This is a genomic window from Candidatus Avoscillospira sp. LCP25S3_F1 (assembly GCF_052117125.1).
Taxonomy (GTDB): Bacteria; Bacillota; Clostridia; order Oscillospirales; family Oscillospiraceae; genus Avoscillospira_A.
Map to the genome: position 1 here is coordinate 14,642 of NZ_JBQKJT010000026.1, position 14,682 is coordinate 29,323.

Sequence of the window (14,682 nt, forward strand, 5' to 3'; positions counted from 1 at the left end):
TTTTTTCAAAAAAGTTGCAGGGGTCCCGGGGGCAGCGCCCCCGGTCGCCCCGCGTACGGGGCGAAACATCCGCCCGCCGCAGCGGGCGAACTCCATCCAATCGTCCGCAGCGCCGTCCGCAGACGGCGCAATCTCCGGCGGCTGGTTACAGCCGCCATGGCTCCTGCGGCCCCCGGATGGGGGCACGGGGGAGCCATTCCCCAAACCATTCTCCCCGCCAACCCCACCACGTTCCGGACTATGGGAAAGGGCAGGGGAGCCCTGCCTGTTCCCATGGACCGGTCTTTCCACGGTCCCTAAAGCATATCATATGAAACTGAGGTAAATCCCCATGTATGAAGTCATTTTCCAATTTGAAGACGGTCAGCAGGTGAAGATTTCCGCCCAGGAGGGGGCAAATCTCCTGGAGCTGGCCAGAAGCGCCAATGTGGCCATTGACGCCCCCTGTTCCGGCAACGGCTCCTGCGGCAAATGCCGTGTGAAGCTGGTATCCGGCACGGTAAACGCCATGCCCACCTCCCATATCTCCGATGAGGACCTGGCCGACGGGTGGCGGCTGGCCTGCGGCAGCACCGTCTGCGGCGATGTGACGGTGCTGGTGCCTGATATCGCCTCGGCCTACCAGAGCCGCATGAAGACGGCGGACCTGAGCAGCGGCGAGGAAATCGCCATCTTTGAAAAGCTCATGGCCGATGTCACCGCCGCCGGTGTGGACTTCTCCAATGAGTTCACTACCGTGGAACTCCAAATGGACGCGCCCAGCCTGGACGACACCATGCCGGACAACGAGCGCATCACCTGGGCGCTGGAGGCGGCCCTGGGCGTGGAGCATGTGGAGATTCCCTTCGACTGTATGCTCCATCTGGCCCACCGGCTCCGGGAGGATCATTTCCATGTGTTTGCCTCGGGCCTGCGCAAGGGCAATACGTTCCGGCTGATGGACGTCCACGCCAAGGAGATGCCCATGTGTGCCGTAGCCATCGATATCGGTACCACCACCGTTTCCGCCGTTCTCATGGACCTGAAAACCGGCAAACTCCTGGCCAAGGCCTCCTCCGGCAACGGCCAGATCCGCTACGGTGCCGACGTGATCAACCGCATCATTGAGCAGGGCAAGCCCGGCGGCCGGGCAAAGCTGCAAAAGGCCATTGTGGATGAAACGCTGAATCCCATATTGAAAGCCCTGTGCCGCAGCGCCGGTGTGGCAAAGGAGCGGATTCTCCGCATGTGCGTGGCCTCCAACACCACCATGAACCATCTGCTCCTGGGCGTGGAGGCCGACTGGGTCCGTATGGAGCCGTATATTCCCAGCTTCTTCCGCTGGCAGGGGCTGAAAGCCGCCGATCTGCGGCTCTATGCCCACGGCGACGCCGATGTGGTCCTGTCCCCCAACATCGGTTCCTATGTGGGCGGTGATATCACCGCCGGCGCACTGGCCAGTCTGTTGTGGGATAAGGACGAGTTTACTCTGTTTATTGACCTGGGCACCAACGGCGAACTGGTCTTCGGCAATCGGGACTTCATGATGTCCTGCGCCTGCTCCGCCGGTCCCGCCTTTGAGGGCGGCGATATCTCCTGCGGCATGCGGGCCACCGACGGCGCCATTGAGGCCATCACCATCGACAAGGACACCATGGAGCCGACCCTGTCCATCGTGGGCGAGCCGGGCCAGAAGGTGGTGGGCCTCTGCGGCTCCGGCATCATCGACCTGATCAGCGAGCTGTACCGCTGCGGCATCATCTCCGCCAAGGGCCAGTTTGTCCGGGAGGGCCAGCGGGTCCGCCGCGACGAGCACGGCACGGGCCGCTATGTGTTGGCCTTTGAGAACGAGTCGGCCACGGGCCGGGAGATCTCCCTCAATGAGGTGGATATCGACAGCTTCATCCGGGCCAAGGGCGCCATTTTCTCCGCCATTGACACCATGCTGTCCTCGCTGGACATGGACGTGTCGGTGCTGGAGCATGTCCTGGTGGCCGGCGGCATTGGCAGCGGCATCAATATGAAAAACGCCGTCAATATCGGTATGCTGCCGGATATCCCCCTGGAGAAGTTCGCGTATATCGGTAATTCCTCCCTGGCGGGCGCTTACGCCATGGCCCTGTCCACCCACGCCGAGGAAAAGACGTATGAACTGGCCGCCAATATGACGTATCTGGAGCTGTCCACCAACCCCGGCTACATGGACAATTTTGTGGCCGCCTGCTTTATCCCCCACACCAACGGGTCCCTGTTCCCGTCCAGCCATCAGGAGGTCTGAAATGGAAGTCGAAAACAATAAGGAACTGGTGCCCTTCGGCCACTACTGCGACCAGTGGAAAGAGATGGACCCGGCGGCCCGCAGCGCCGAGAGCGGCGTACCCTACGACGCGGAAACCGGCACATTCACCGTGACGATGCTGGGGGTGACCTATCATCTCCACTGGCCGGAATTCTCCATTGCGGCCGACGGGGGAGCGGGCTTTGCATTAAACAACATCCCCGCCCAGATTTTGCTGATGCGGTACGTTATGGAGTCCAAGCCGGTACCCTTTGGCGGCAAATTCCTGACCTTCCGGGAAATGCCCTGGGGCGATGTGTACATCAAGCCCTTCACGGGCCGCTGCCTGACCCGGGCGGCGTTCACCTTCGGCACCCGCCTGCCCGCTTTCCGCGCCGCCATGGAGAAGATGGGCGCCACCAAGGTGGAACACGGCGACGCCGGGTATCAGGTGGAATTTCTGCCGGGACTCTTTATGCAGCTGCTGGTGTGGGAGGGGGACGACGAGTTCCCGCCCAACAGCCAGATCCTGTTTTCCGATAATTTTGCCGAGGTGTTTGCAGCCGAAGACCGGGTGGTCTGCGCCGACATTCTCATCGGTGATGGAAAATGTCATATGTGAACAGAGATTTCATAATAATTTTGTGCAATTAGTGACTTGCCCTTTGTATAAAAAAAGCGTATACTTTTCATGTCGATAAAAAACTATCGAATAGTTTTCAGCCTGACAAAAAATTAGGCAGATAGCCCGCAGGAGGGCTTAAATCCAGTCTGTTCTGAGTCAAACCAACGGCTCACTACAAATATTTTTTAGGGAGTGTCCCAACTATGTTCAAGACTGATATCGAGATCGCTCAGGAAACTACCATGTTGCCCATCCAGGAGATCGCCAAGGCCGCCGGCGTTGACGAGAAGTACCTGGAGCAGTACGGCAAGTACAAGGCAAAAGTTGACTATAATCTGCTCAACGAGATCCAGCGCCCCAACGGCAAGCTGGTTCTGGTGACCGCTATCAACCCCACCCCCGCCGGTGAGGGCAAGACGACCACGACTGTCGGTCTGGCTGACGGCCTGAAGAAGCTGGGTAAGAACGTTCTCGTCGCCCTGCGTGAGCCCTCTCTGGGCCCCGTGTTCGGCGTCAAGGGCGGCGCTGCCGGCGGCGGCTATGCCCAGGTCGTTCCCATGGAGGACATCAACCTGCACTTTACCGGCGACTTCCACGCCATCGGCGCTGCCAACAACCTGCTGGCCGCCATGCTGGATAACCATATCTACCAGGGCAACAAGCTGAACATCGACCCCAGAAGAATCACCTGGAGACGCTGCGTCGATATGAACGACCGTCAGCTGCGCTTTGTCCTGGACGGCCTGGGCGGCCGCGTCAACGGCGTGCCCCGTGAGGACGGCTACGACATCACCGTTGCCTCCGAGATCATGGCTGTGCTGTGCCTGGCCTCCGACATCACCGATCTGAAGGCCCGTCTGAGCCGCGTCATCGTCGGCTACACCTACGATGAGAAGCCCGTCACCGCCGGTGATCTGAACGCTGCCGGCGCCATGACCGCTCTGTTGAAGGACGCCCTGAAGCCCAATCTGGTTCAGACTCTGGAGCACACCCCGGCGTTTGTCCATGGCGGTCCCTTCGCCAACATCGCCCACGGCTGTAACTCCGTCACCGCCACCAAGATCGCCATGCGTCTGTCCGACTACTGCATCACCGAGGCCGGCTTCGGCGCCGACCTGGGCGCAGAGAAGTTCCTGGACATCAAGTGCCGTATGGCCGGTCTGACCCCCTCCGCCGTCGTGGTCGTGGCCACGGTCCGCGCCCTCAAGTACAACGGCGGCGTGCCCAAGGCTGACCTGGGCCAGGAGAACCTGGAGGCGCTGGAGAAGGGCCTGCCCAACCTGCTCAAGCACGTTTCCAACATCACCAATGTCTACAAGCTGCCCTGCGTGGTTGCCATCAACCGCTTCCCCCTGGACACCGAGGCCGAGCTGAAGCTGGTCGAGGACAAGTGCAAGGAGCTGGGCGTCAATGTGGCTCTGTCCGAGGTTTGGGCCAAGGGCGGCGAAGGCGGCATTGCGCTGGCCAAGGAAGTGATCCGTCTGGTGGAGGAGCCCAACGACTTCACCTTCGCCTACGAGCTGGATATGAGCATCGAGGACAAGATCACCGCCATCGTGCAGAAGATCTACGGCGGCAAGGACGTGGCGTTCACCCCCAATGCCCAGAAGCAGATCAAGACCCTCACGGAGCTGGGCTACGACAAGCTGCCCATCTGCATGGCCAAGACCCAGTACAGCCTGTCCGACGATCCCTCCAAGCTGGGTGCTCCCAAGGACTTCACCGTCACCGTGCGCAACATCAAGGTTTCCGCCGGCGCCGGCTTCCTGGTTGCCCTCACCGGTGAGATCATGACCATGCCCGGTCTGCCCAAGGTTCCCGCTGCCGAGCGCATCGACGTGGACGCCACCGGCAAGATTTCCGGCCTGTTCTAATCGATTCCCAAAACTGCAAATTGCCACGGCAGCACCGGCAAATTCGCCGGTGCTGCCCCCAACATATGATATTTTTGAAACATATTGGAGGAACCCATGGAGTTTACCAAGAGAAGCTGTGAAGAGTTTGTGGAGGTTCTGGCCTCCAACGCTCCCGTTCCCGGCGGCGGCGGCGCCGCGGCCCTGGTCGGCGCCATCGGCACGGCCCTGGGCAACATGGTCGGCTCTCTGACCGTCGGCAAAAAGAAATATGCCGATGTGGAAGAGGAGATGCAGGCCCTCAAGGCCAAGTCCGACGCGTTGCAGCGGAAGCTGCTGGACCTGGTGGCGCAGGACGCCGTCTGCTTTGAGCCGCTGGCCAAGGCCTACGGCATTCCCAAGGACGATCCCGACCGGGACCGCATCCTGGAGGAGGCAACGGTGACGGCCTGCTCGGTCCCCATGGAGATCATGGAGACCTGCTGCGAAGCCATTGACGTCATCAAGACCTTTGCAGAGAAAGGTTCTCGCCTGGCCGTCTCCGACGCCGGCTGCGGCGCTGCCTGCTGCAAGGCCGCGCTCTTGAGTGCTAGCCTCAATGTGTTCATCAATACCAAGTCCATGAAAAACCGGGAAAAGGCCGAAGAGCTGAACGAAAAGGCCAACGGTATGCTGGACCAATACTGCGCTCTGGCCGACGAGATTTTCGCGGCGGTCCGCGCAAACTTTTAATGAAACGGGCCCCGCGGCACGTGGGGCCCTGACTTTTTGGAGGGAAAAACATGGCAAAGCAGCTTTTGGGCAAGGAAGTAACCGCTGCCCTCAACGCAAAATTACAGGCACAGGTGGAGGAACTGAAGGCCAAGGGCGTCGTTCCTACCCTGGGTATCGTGCGTGTGGGCGAGCGGCCCGACGATCTTTCCTATGAGCGCGGCGCAACGAAGCGCGCGGAGCTCATCGGTGTCGAGGTGGAGAAATTCGTTCTGCCCGAAGACGTGACCAAGGAGGAACTGCTCAAGGTCATCGACGAGATCAACGGCAACGACAAAATCCACGGCGTTTTGATGTTCCGGCCCCTGCCCAAGCACCTGAAGGCCGACCAGGATGAGATCTGCAACCGTCTGGACCCCAAGAAGGACGTGGACGGCATGACGGACCTCTCCAATGCCGGCGTATTCATGGGCAAGAGCATGGGTTATGCTCCTTGCACCCCCGCGGCCTGCATGGAGATTCTGGACCATTACGGCATTGACTGCACCGGCAAGAAGGCCGTCATCATCGGCCGCAGCCTGGTGGTCGGCAAGCCCGCCGCCATGATGCTCATGGCCCGCAACGCCACCGTCACCGTCTGTCATACCCGCACCAAGGATGTGCCCTCCGTCACCCGGGAGGCCGATATCCTGGTGTCTGCCGCCGGCGTTCTGCGCAGCCTGACCAAGGAGTATGTGCGCCCCGGCCAGATCGTCATCGACGTGTCCATCAACTGGGACGAGGCCAAGGGCGGCATCGCCGGCGATGCGGTCTACGAGGAGATTGAGCCCATCGTTGAGGCCATCACCCCTGTTCCCGGCGGCGTGGGCAGCGTCACAACTTCCGTACTCATCGGCCATGTAGTGGAGGCAGCTGCTGCTACCGTGTAATGGTTTCCCTCCCACTGGAGGAAAAAACTATGAATTTATTTACCGCTGCGGAGACCACGGCCAATTATGCCAATGCCGGCGTAGCCAAATCCAAGCTGCCCATTTCCAAAATGCTGTGGATGGGTATTTTGGCCGGATTTCTCATTGGTTTTCCGTCCTGTGTGACCAATATTGCCACCTATGCCCTGGACAATAACAGCACCATCCGCATGACGTCGGGCCTGCTGTTTGCGTTCGGTCTCGGTACGATCATTCTGTCCGGCGCGGAGCTGTTTACCGGCAATACCCTTATAACCATCAGTGTGCTGGAGAAGAAGGTCAAGGTCCAGGACATGCTGCGCAACTGGCTCTTTGTATACATCGGCAACTTTATTGGCTCCATGCTGCTGTCCGCCATCTGTGCTTATTTTGGCTGGCTCAGCGCCGGTTCCAATGCTTTGGCGGTGTACTCCATGAAGCTGGCTACCGGAAAGATGACCATGCCGTTCCAGAATGCATTCTTTATGGGCGTTCTGTGCAATATCCTGGTTACCCTGGGCGTCATGTTTTCCCTGTCGGGTAAGGACGGCATCAGCCGGTTTATCGGCGCATGGGTTCCGGTTATGTTCTTTGTGACCTGTGGCTTTAACCACTCCATTGCAGATATGACGTATTGCATGCTGGGCTTGTTTGCCAAGAACGTCCCGGCCTATGTGGAGTCGGCCAACGCTGCCGGTATCGCGCTGGACAGCCTGACCTGGGGCAATTACATCACGGGCAATCTGATTCCTGTCACGCTGGGCAACATCGTTGGCGGCGTTTTGATCGGCTGCACCATGTGGTTTGCCCATTTGCGCAAATCCGGCAATCAAGCGTGATTGATAAAAATAAGACTGACGCTGCGGCGCCAGTCTTATTTTTTATGGTCTCACGATTCCGCTACGGGAAGATCGGCATACGCGGCAAGCCGATTCAAAGCCTCGGTGGCCAGGGTTACGGTGGACTCCACATGGATCAACCGGCCCACACCGGAATCGAACAGTATGTTGGCCTGGGCCGGGAATTCCTCGTCACGGTCCCAAAAGTAAAACCGCATGGGAATGCAGGCAAAGGCCGAAAGCTGAAAGCCCACGTCGCTTTCGGGCAGCGACGTCCCGCCCAGTGCCGCTACAGCCCGCCGCAGGGCGTCCGGGTGCCCTGCAAAGGTGGCGGCAAAAGGTTCCAGATTGCCCCGCTGGAAGGCCGGGGCATAGGGACCGGCCCCGGGAACCTCCCGGAACGGTACCCATTGGCCCGTTGGCTGTGCATCACGCTGACAATAGGCCAAAAGGGTGTAGATATTGAGCCGCTGCAATACCGTGGCATAGCCGCCGTCAGCCGCCGTCACCAGACCGGTGGCGCTGTCGTAGTGGTAGGGGCGGCTGAAGTGGTATATCACATAGCGGCCCGGCCCGTCGGGCTGTAATTCCGGCACCCGTTCCAACAGGTCCTCCACGGAACGGGCGGCCAGGTCCGCCGCCCATTGGCTGCACAGCCGTTCATAATTCTGACCCTCCATCACACAATGGCCTCCCATAGGACCACGTCCACCGGTACGTCGTGGGGGTCCGTCTCCAGCTGGTCCCGCATCTGAAAGCCGTAGCACAGTGCCACCAGGGGATGACCGGGGTGGTGCGAGAGCCATTTGTCGTAGAAGCCGCCGCCGTAGCCGCAGCGGCGGCCCTCCCGGTCAAAGGCCAGACCGGGCATGAGAATCAGCGCTGTATCGTCGTCGGCAATGGGTTCGTCGGCCACGGGCTCGGGAATGTCATAGGCGCCGGGGGCCACCGCCGTTAAGTCGTCCAGCCACAGAAATTCCATTTGGTCGCCGTAGACCTTGGGCACCGCCACCCGCTTTCCGTCCTTCTGGGCCTGCTCCAGTATGGCCATGGTGCGGACCTCCTGATTATAGGACAGATAGCCGTAGATGGACTGGGCTGCCTGATAGATGGGATGGGCGAAGAGCTGCCGGGCCAGAGCGGCGCTGGCCGTCTCGATCTGCTCCGCCGTCAGCTGCTTTTTCAATGCGCCGATTTCCCGGCGCAGCGCTTTTTTATCCATAGGATACACCTCTGAAAAAAGGCCCGGATCGCCAGATCCGGGCCTTGATGGGTTGGAAACCTAGATTAGAAATCGAAGGGGTCCATGCCGAGTACGGGGTGGTTGTGCTCGGTCAGGTAGTTGAGCAGCTGCTCGGTATCCTCTTCGCAGACAGTCTCGTCGGCAATCATGTCGGCGAAGTTGTCGACACCGTACAGCTCCTTGGCAGACTCGTTCAGACGGTCGCGGATCTGCTCCTTCAGAGCCTTGGGCAGCCACACGATACGGCCCAGGCCGCCTTCAGCCTTCATGAACTTCTTGGAGTAGATGAAGTGCTTGCCGTGGCCCATGAAGCCGGGGGTCTGGACGCCGCCGCCGGTCATGGAGGCCATCTCGGAGAAGGTCATGCCCAGAGGCGTCATGCCGGCATGCTCACGGTTGGTGATAACCACACCGTTGGTGCAGGGCTCGATGCCGCAGATACACTCGAAGCAGCCGCAGGAGGTCATGGGGTCCTCGAAGATGGAGTACAGGGTAACCTGCTCCAGCTCGCCGTGGGAGTACTTCTGGACAGCCTCGTTGACGTCCTCGTAACGGCCCACGCGCTCGTCGATGCAGTTGTGCTTGGTGACGATCTGGCAGGGACCGGTGGGGTCCAGCTCATTGGTAGCCTTGGCGTCCAGCCAGGACACGGCGCCGCACAGACCCAGACGCTCGGGGGTAACGATGCAGACGTGGCTGGGGGAGAAGGCCTGGCACAGGGTGCAGGTGTAGAAGACTTCAACAGACTCGTCGGTCAGGGACTTCAGGCGCTCGTCACGGGCGTCGAAGACCTTGTTGGCCATGGCGCGCAGGTCCTTGTTCTTCTCGGCGACGGTGCAGATCTTCACCTGGCACTTGTCAACGACGGTGTCGAACTCGGACTTGATCTTGGCGTACAGGACCTCGCCGATGTGCTTGGCGCGGAAGCCGGCCTCGAAAGCGGCCTTGCTGACGCGGATACGGATCATGTCACGCTGACCGGTGTGCATAACGCCCTCAATGCAGTTGAGGAAGTTGTGGATCTTACGCTCCATGACGGGCTCGAAGTCGCTCTGCATGGACTTGCCGGCGACCTCGGCGATCATGGTGAAGCTGATCTTGGAACCGGGCTCGAACTCGTCGAAGTCGGGGCCGTCCAGGATGATGGCGTGATCTTCGATCTCGTGGGCGTCCTTGGACAGAACCAGCTCGAAGCAGTCCACGCGGGAGCCGTCGGCCTCGATCTGCATGTCGGCCTTACGGATGATCTCACCCTCGAAGGCAGAGGAGAAGGCCACGGGGATGTCGATGTTGGTGACCTTGATCTTGATGTCGCGGGCCTCGAGAGAGGTGTCGATCCAGTCCTTGGTATCGGTGTGGATAATCAGGGACTTGGGCACGGCCCACATGTCGTTGGTGTCGTTGGTGATGACGGGGAAGCCCATCTTGATGGCGCCGGCGCCGCAGGCCACGGTGATGTCGTTGACGGGGGCGTAGGCGTTGACGAAGGCGAAGATACGGTCCATGGAGTACTCCATGAACGCATCGTAATCGCCGGGCTCGGTGGCGCCGAAGATCATGGTGGCGCGGACAACCAGAGAGATAACGTGGCCCACAGACCAGATATCCTCACCGACGGGCACGACGCGGACGGGGAAGCCCATGGCCAGACCCATCTGCTCGGCCTGCTCGATGATGCCGCCGATCAGGAAGACGAAGATACCGCGGCTCTGATAGCCCTTGATGGTCTCGGCAGCCTCTTCTGCGGAGGGAGCGGGGCCGATCATGACGACGAAGCCGGGGATATCGCGGGTAACCAGGGGAACGCCCAGCTCACGGACCTCAGCATCGGTGAAGTGGCCGTGATAGGAGGTGCCCTCGTAAGGAGTCGCGCTGCGGGCGTACTTGCAGGCCTCGATCATCTCGGCGGCGATGGCGGTGCCGACGCCGGAGGAGAAGATGGAGTTGGTGCGGGGCTCGCGGAGCATCATGGCCTTCACATCGGCCAGGGTGGCCTGCAGCTCACCGACGGTGGTGACTTTCTTGCCCAGGTAGGCGTAGATACAGGCCAGGAAATAGGCCGTATCCGGCATGGTCATGGGGGCGTCAGCGCCAAGCTCGGCAACAAGGGCGTTTACGTCGGCCTCGGCCTTGGCAAACATCTCGTCAGAGCCTCTGAACACTCTTTCAAATAATCCCATTTATCGATTCATTCCTTTCATGTTTCAGCGTTGGTCAATTTTCGCCTTAATGGCCCGGATTTCCTCCAGGGCTTTGGGGCTTACGTCATAGGGAGAGAGGCCGCGCCGGTCGGCGTCGATGACTTCCTCGTTATAGCTGATAAAGCCCAGCAGTGCATCCTCGGGGATGCGGGAGCGAAGGAAATCCTTGTCGTCTTCGCTGCGAATCTTGTTGCCGACCACCTGTACCTTATGGACGCCGATGTCGGCGGCCAGCTGGCGGATGCGCTCATAGGTCTGGATGGAGCGGGCGCCGGGCTCGATGACGGCGATGAACTGATCCATGAGACTGGCGGTACCGCGGCCCAGGTGTTCCAGACCGGCCTCCATGTCCATGATGACCACGTCGTCCTTGCGGAACACCAGACTGGACAGCAGCGCCTTGAGCATCACATGCTCGGGGCACACGCAGCCGGTGCCGCCGGTGTCCACAGTGCCCATGACCAGCAGCTTGACGCCGTTGACGTCCTTGGCCAGCTTGTCGGGCAGGTCCGAGACCTCGGGGTTGAGCTTGTAGAAGGTGTTGCTGGCGTTGGCAGCGGTGCGCTCCCGGGCCAGCTCCTTCATTTTGGAGACGGGGACAATGGAGTTGACCTCCTCTTCCGTCAGACCCAGGGCCAGGCCCAGGTTGGCGTCGGGGTCCACATCGGCGGCAAGCACCGTGCGCCCCTCATCGGCATAGAGCCGGGCAAGGGTGGAAGAGAGGGTGGTTTTACCCACGCCGCCCTTGCCGGTAACAGCGATTTTCATGACGAAACCTCTTTTAATTCATGTAAAGTGCGGGGATAAAGGGGATCAGATGCCCAGAGCGACACGCTTCTCCTCGATGCAGGCCATCATCTTCTCCACCAGGGAATCCAGATCGGTGTCCACAACGAACTTGGCGCCGACCCAATCCTGAACGGTACCCTGCAGCAGGCCCTCGACTTCGGTGGATCCCTTGGTGTAGGGGTTGACGCCCAGGAAGGTCTCGATACCGGTGGCAACGACGTAGTTACCGATGGAGACGGCCTTCTCGGACATCCATTCGGGGGCGCAGCCCACGACGGGAACCTGGCAGATGTCGATGCCCCAGTCCTTGGCGATATCGGCGGCCAGAACCATCATACGGGAGATATCGACGCAGGAGCCCATGTGCAGCACGGGGGGAATATCCACCAGCTTGCAGACGCGCTTCAGGCCCTCGCCGCAGTACTTGGCGGCTTCCTTATCCAGCAGACCGGCCTTGGCGGCAGCCTGTGCGGAGCAGCCGGACACGATGACAATGATATCGTTCTCCAGCAGCTTCTTCATCAGCTCGATGTGGAAGGTGTCGGGACGGACCTTGGGGTTGTTGCAGCCAACCATGGCCACAGCGCCGCGGAGCACGCCGGCCTTGACACAGTCGATGAGGGGCTTGGTGGTGCCCAGCTCGTCAACATGGCTGTTGGTGACGCCGTCCAGGCACTTCTTGATGGCCTCAACGGAGTAGCCGACGGTGCACTTGGTCTTCATCTCGGGGATGAACACCAGGTCCTGATTCCGGTTGTCGAAGTTCTCAATGGCCATCTTGACGATTGCCTTGGCGTTCTCACCGGCGGTCTCCTCGTGGAACTCGATGAAGTCGGAGTCGGGCATCCGGGCGATGGGGGAGGTGGTGATGAACTTGGTGTGGAAGCACTTGGAGAGGGGGCCCAGGGCGGGGAAGATGCACTGCACATCGACGACGATGGCTTCGCAGGCGCCGGTCAGGACCACGTTCTCCTGCTGCAGGAAGTTACCGGCCATGGGGATGCCGTGACGCATGGCGACTTCGTTGGCGGTGCAGCAGACGCCACATACGTTGATGCCCTTGGCGCCGTGCTCCTTGGCCAGAGCGATCATCTCGGGGTCCTGGGCGTACAGAACGACCATCTCAGACAGGGAGGGATCATGGCCGTGGACAACGATGTTGACCATGTCCTTCTCCATAACGCCCAGGTTGCCGTTGGTGTCAACGGGCTTGGGGGTGCCGAACAGGACGTCGGAGAACTCGGTGCCCATCATGGAACCGCCCCAGCCGTCGGACAGACCGGCGCGGAGGGACTGACGGATGAGCGCCTCGGGCAGGGAAGAACAGCCCATGTGGGTCATGTGCAGAGACTGGCTGACCTCGCGGTCGATGGCGCGGGGCGCGATGCCCTGCTCCTCCCAGATCTTCTGACGGGCCTCGGGGGCGCGCTTCAGGAAACGCTGGGTGCCGAAGGGCTTGCCGTACTCCATGAGGCCGGTCTCAGCCACTTCGTGGGCCAGATCATAGATGTCCTTGCCCTCGGTCTCAATGCCCCACTCGGTGGCGATTCTCTTCAGCTTCTCGGGGTCCTTGACCTGATAGTTGCCGCCCTCTTTTGCCAGGTACAGCGTGTGGCAGATGGCGCGGCCGTGGTCGGAGTGGGTGGCGGAACCACCGGCGGTGAAGCGCAGGTAGTTACGGGCGACGATGCCATGGACGTCGCAGCCGCAGATGCCGCGGGGGGCCTTGGGGGTGATGCGGCAGGGGCCCATGGAGCAGATACGGCAGCAGGTGCCGGATTCACCGAAACCGCAGTGGGGGGTCTGGTTCTTGACGCGCTGCTGCCAGGAATCAGCGCCGACCTTCTTGCCGGTTTCCAGCAAGCGCTCGGTAGCCGCTTCCATTTCTTCAACAGTAATTAAGCGATCCCATTCCTTCAATGTAATATCCTCCTAATTCATGATGACCAAAGATTGTGAGGGTTTTTGCGTGGGACGGCACCTCTGAACAGCGGCGCCTAAAAGAAGCAGGGCGTCGGCGCGGCACGCCGGCCCAGCGGGGGGCTGGGAAGATGGTATGACATAACCCCCCTATCCGGATATATTCTACCAATTCTGACTGACAATGTCAATGAGCAGCGGCCCGCGGCGCCCTGCAAAAAAGACGATTTTCCACCGGTTCATTTGTCCATTTTTCCGAAAAGTCACCGCGATTTTTGCTTCTTGGGTTTCCATTAAAAGATGCGGACGCACCTGTAAAAACAGATGCGTCCGCAGGGTGGATTATGCGTCTTTTTTTGTGGCCGGAGCGTCCGGGGCGGAGAGATGGACATTGAGGTGGGGATACGTCATGGTGATGCCCGCCTCGTCAAAGCAAATCTTGACATTCTCGATGATCCGATAATACACGGTCCAGTAATCGTCGCTGGTGGTCCAGGCCCGCAGCACATACTCAATGGCGCTGTCGCCGTATTTGCTGACGGCCACGAACAGAGCCGGGTCTTCCAGGACCTGGGGCAGGTCGGCTGCTTTTCGCAGGGCGTCCTTGACGGTTTCCACCTCGTCGTCGTAGGAGGCCGTGAAGGTCAGGTCCACCCGGCGGGTGCCCACCATGGTATAGTTGATGATCTTGCTGGAGGACACCTCACTGTTGGGGACGAAGATCTCCTTTTGATCGGCGGTGGTGAGGGTGGTATACGTCATGCCGATCTCCCGGACGGTGCCGGACATGCCGCCCACTTCCACGAAATCGCCCACCTTAAAGGGATGGGTGGACAGGAGGGTGATGCCGCCGGCCACGTTGGATAGAGCGCCCTGGACCGACAGGGAAATGGCCAGGGAAGCCACGCTGATGAGGGCCACCATGGAGGTGGTGTCGATGCCCAGGGCGCTGGCGGTGATGACCGAGAGCAGCACCCACATGACAATGCGCAGGGCAGAACGAATAAACCGGACAATGGTCTTTTCCATGGGGGTCCGGTCCAGCAGATTGCCCACCACCTTGACGACGATTTTCAAGACAAAGTAGGCGACGACAAAGGTGAGGATGGCGGGGAGAATCCGGGCGGCACTGATGGTGCCGAACACCTTGGTAATGGCGGACGTATCCACAGACATGGGGCCGCCTCCTTGTATTATAGAGTAGTAGTTATTAGAGCCCCTCTCCAAGGGCTGTGCTACACTGTAAGGGATGCTGTGGATTGGTTGGCGGCTCCTACCACAAGATGGTTCACGAAAG

Annotated in this window: 12 protein-coding genes; 6 read left to right on the forward strand and 6 right to left on the reverse strand. The window is 60.2% G+C overall.

The annotated features are described in order from the left end of the window. Nucleotides 1–331 precede the first annotated feature (331 nt). From acsV to ACTQ33_RS15510, 6 genes are all read left to right on the forward strand, one after another. Nucleotides 332–2,257 carry a corrinoid activation/regeneration protein AcsV gene (gene acsV / locus ACTQ33_RS15485; protein WP_441465432.1) on the forward strand — a complete coding sequence of 642 codons (1,926 nt, stop codon included), beginning with the start codon at nucleotides 332–334 and terminating at the stop codon, nucleotides 2,255–2,257. A 1-nt stretch (nucleotide 2,258) separates the two neighbouring features. Further along, nucleotides 2,259–2,879, forward strand: coding sequence for a DUF3786 domain-containing protein (locus tag ACTQ33_RS15490; protein WP_441465433.1), 621 nt, complete (start codon nucleotides 2,259–2,261; stop codon nucleotides 2,877–2,879). 206 nt (nucleotides 2,880–3,085) lie between these two features. Next, on the forward strand, nucleotides 3,086–4,756 hold the full coding sequence (locus tag ACTQ33_RS15495; RefSeq protein WP_441465434.1) for a formate--tetrahydrofolate ligase: 1,671 nt from the start codon (nucleotides 3,086–3,088) through the stop codon (nucleotides 4,754–4,756). A 96-nt stretch (nucleotides 4,757–4,852) separates the two neighbouring features. Further along, nucleotides 4,853–5,467 (forward strand): cyclodeaminase/cyclohydrolase family protein, encoded by a 615-nt coding sequence (locus ACTQ33_RS15500; protein ID WP_441465435.1) that lies wholly within the window; start codon nucleotides 4,853–4,855, stop codon nucleotides 5,465–5,467. A gap of 50 nt (nucleotides 5,468–5,517) precedes the next feature. Then, nucleotides 5,518–6,375 (forward strand): bifunctional 5,10-methylenetetrahydrofolate dehydrogenase/5,10-methenyltetrahydrofolate cyclohydrolase, encoded by an 858-nt coding sequence (locus ACTQ33_RS15505; RefSeq protein ID WP_441465436.1) that lies wholly within the window; start codon nucleotides 5,518–5,520, stop codon nucleotides 6,373–6,375. A 29-nt stretch (nucleotides 6,376–6,404) separates the two neighbouring features. Further along, nucleotides 6,405–7,232: a formate/nitrite transporter family protein gene (locus tag ACTQ33_RS15510; protein WP_441465437.1), complete on the forward strand. Its 828-nt coding sequence runs from the start codon at nucleotides 6,405–6,407 to the stop codon at nucleotides 7,230–7,232. A gap of 50 nt (nucleotides 7,233–7,282) precedes the next feature. Here the strand turns inward: ACTQ33_RS15510 and ACTQ33_RS15515 are convergent, their stop codons facing one another. The 6 genes from ACTQ33_RS15515 to ACTQ33_RS15540 all read right to left on the reverse strand — a co-directional run bounded on the left by ACTQ33_RS15515 (nucleotide 7,283) and on the right by ACTQ33_RS15540 (nucleotide 14,561). Continuing rightward, nucleotides 7,283–7,912, reverse strand: coding sequence for a DUF3786 domain-containing protein (locus ACTQ33_RS15515; RefSeq protein WP_441465444.1), 630 nt, complete (start codon nucleotides 7,910–7,912; stop codon nucleotides 7,283–7,285). Next, complete coding sequence (locus ACTQ33_RS15520; RefSeq protein WP_441465438.1) at nucleotides 7,912–8,454, reverse strand: 5-formyltetrahydrofolate cyclo-ligase; 543 nt, start codon at nucleotides 8,452–8,454, stop codon at nucleotides 7,912–7,914. The genes ACTQ33_RS15515 and ACTQ33_RS15520 overlap by 1 nt, the downstream gene beginning before the upstream one ends. Before the next feature lie 65 nt (nucleotides 8,455–8,519). Then, nucleotides 8,520–10,655 carry an acetyl-CoA decarbonylase/synthase complex subunit alpha/beta gene (gene acsB, locus ACTQ33_RS15525; RefSeq protein ID WP_441465439.1) on the reverse strand — a complete coding sequence of 712 codons (2,136 nt, stop codon included), beginning with the start codon at nucleotides 10,653–10,655 and terminating at the stop codon, nucleotides 8,520–8,522. 24 nt (nucleotides 10,656–10,679) lie between these two features. Beyond that, complete coding sequence (locus ACTQ33_RS15530) at nucleotides 10,680–11,444, reverse strand: nucleotide-binding protein (protein ID WP_441465440.1); 765 nt, start codon at nucleotides 11,442–11,444, stop codon at nucleotides 10,680–10,682. Between the two features lie 45 nt (nucleotides 11,445–11,489). Then, complete coding sequence (cooS, locus tag ACTQ33_RS15535) at nucleotides 11,490–13,385, reverse strand: anaerobic carbon-monoxide dehydrogenase catalytic subunit (RefSeq protein WP_441465441.1); 1,896 nt, start codon at nucleotides 13,383–13,385, stop codon at nucleotides 11,490–11,492. A gap of 342 nt (nucleotides 13,386–13,727) precedes the next feature. Then, nucleotides 13,728–14,561, reverse strand: coding sequence for a mechanosensitive ion channel family protein (locus tag ACTQ33_RS15540; protein WP_441465442.1), 834 nt, complete (start codon nucleotides 14,559–14,561; stop codon nucleotides 13,728–13,730). Between the last annotated feature and the right edge of the window lie 121 nt (nucleotides 14,562–14,682).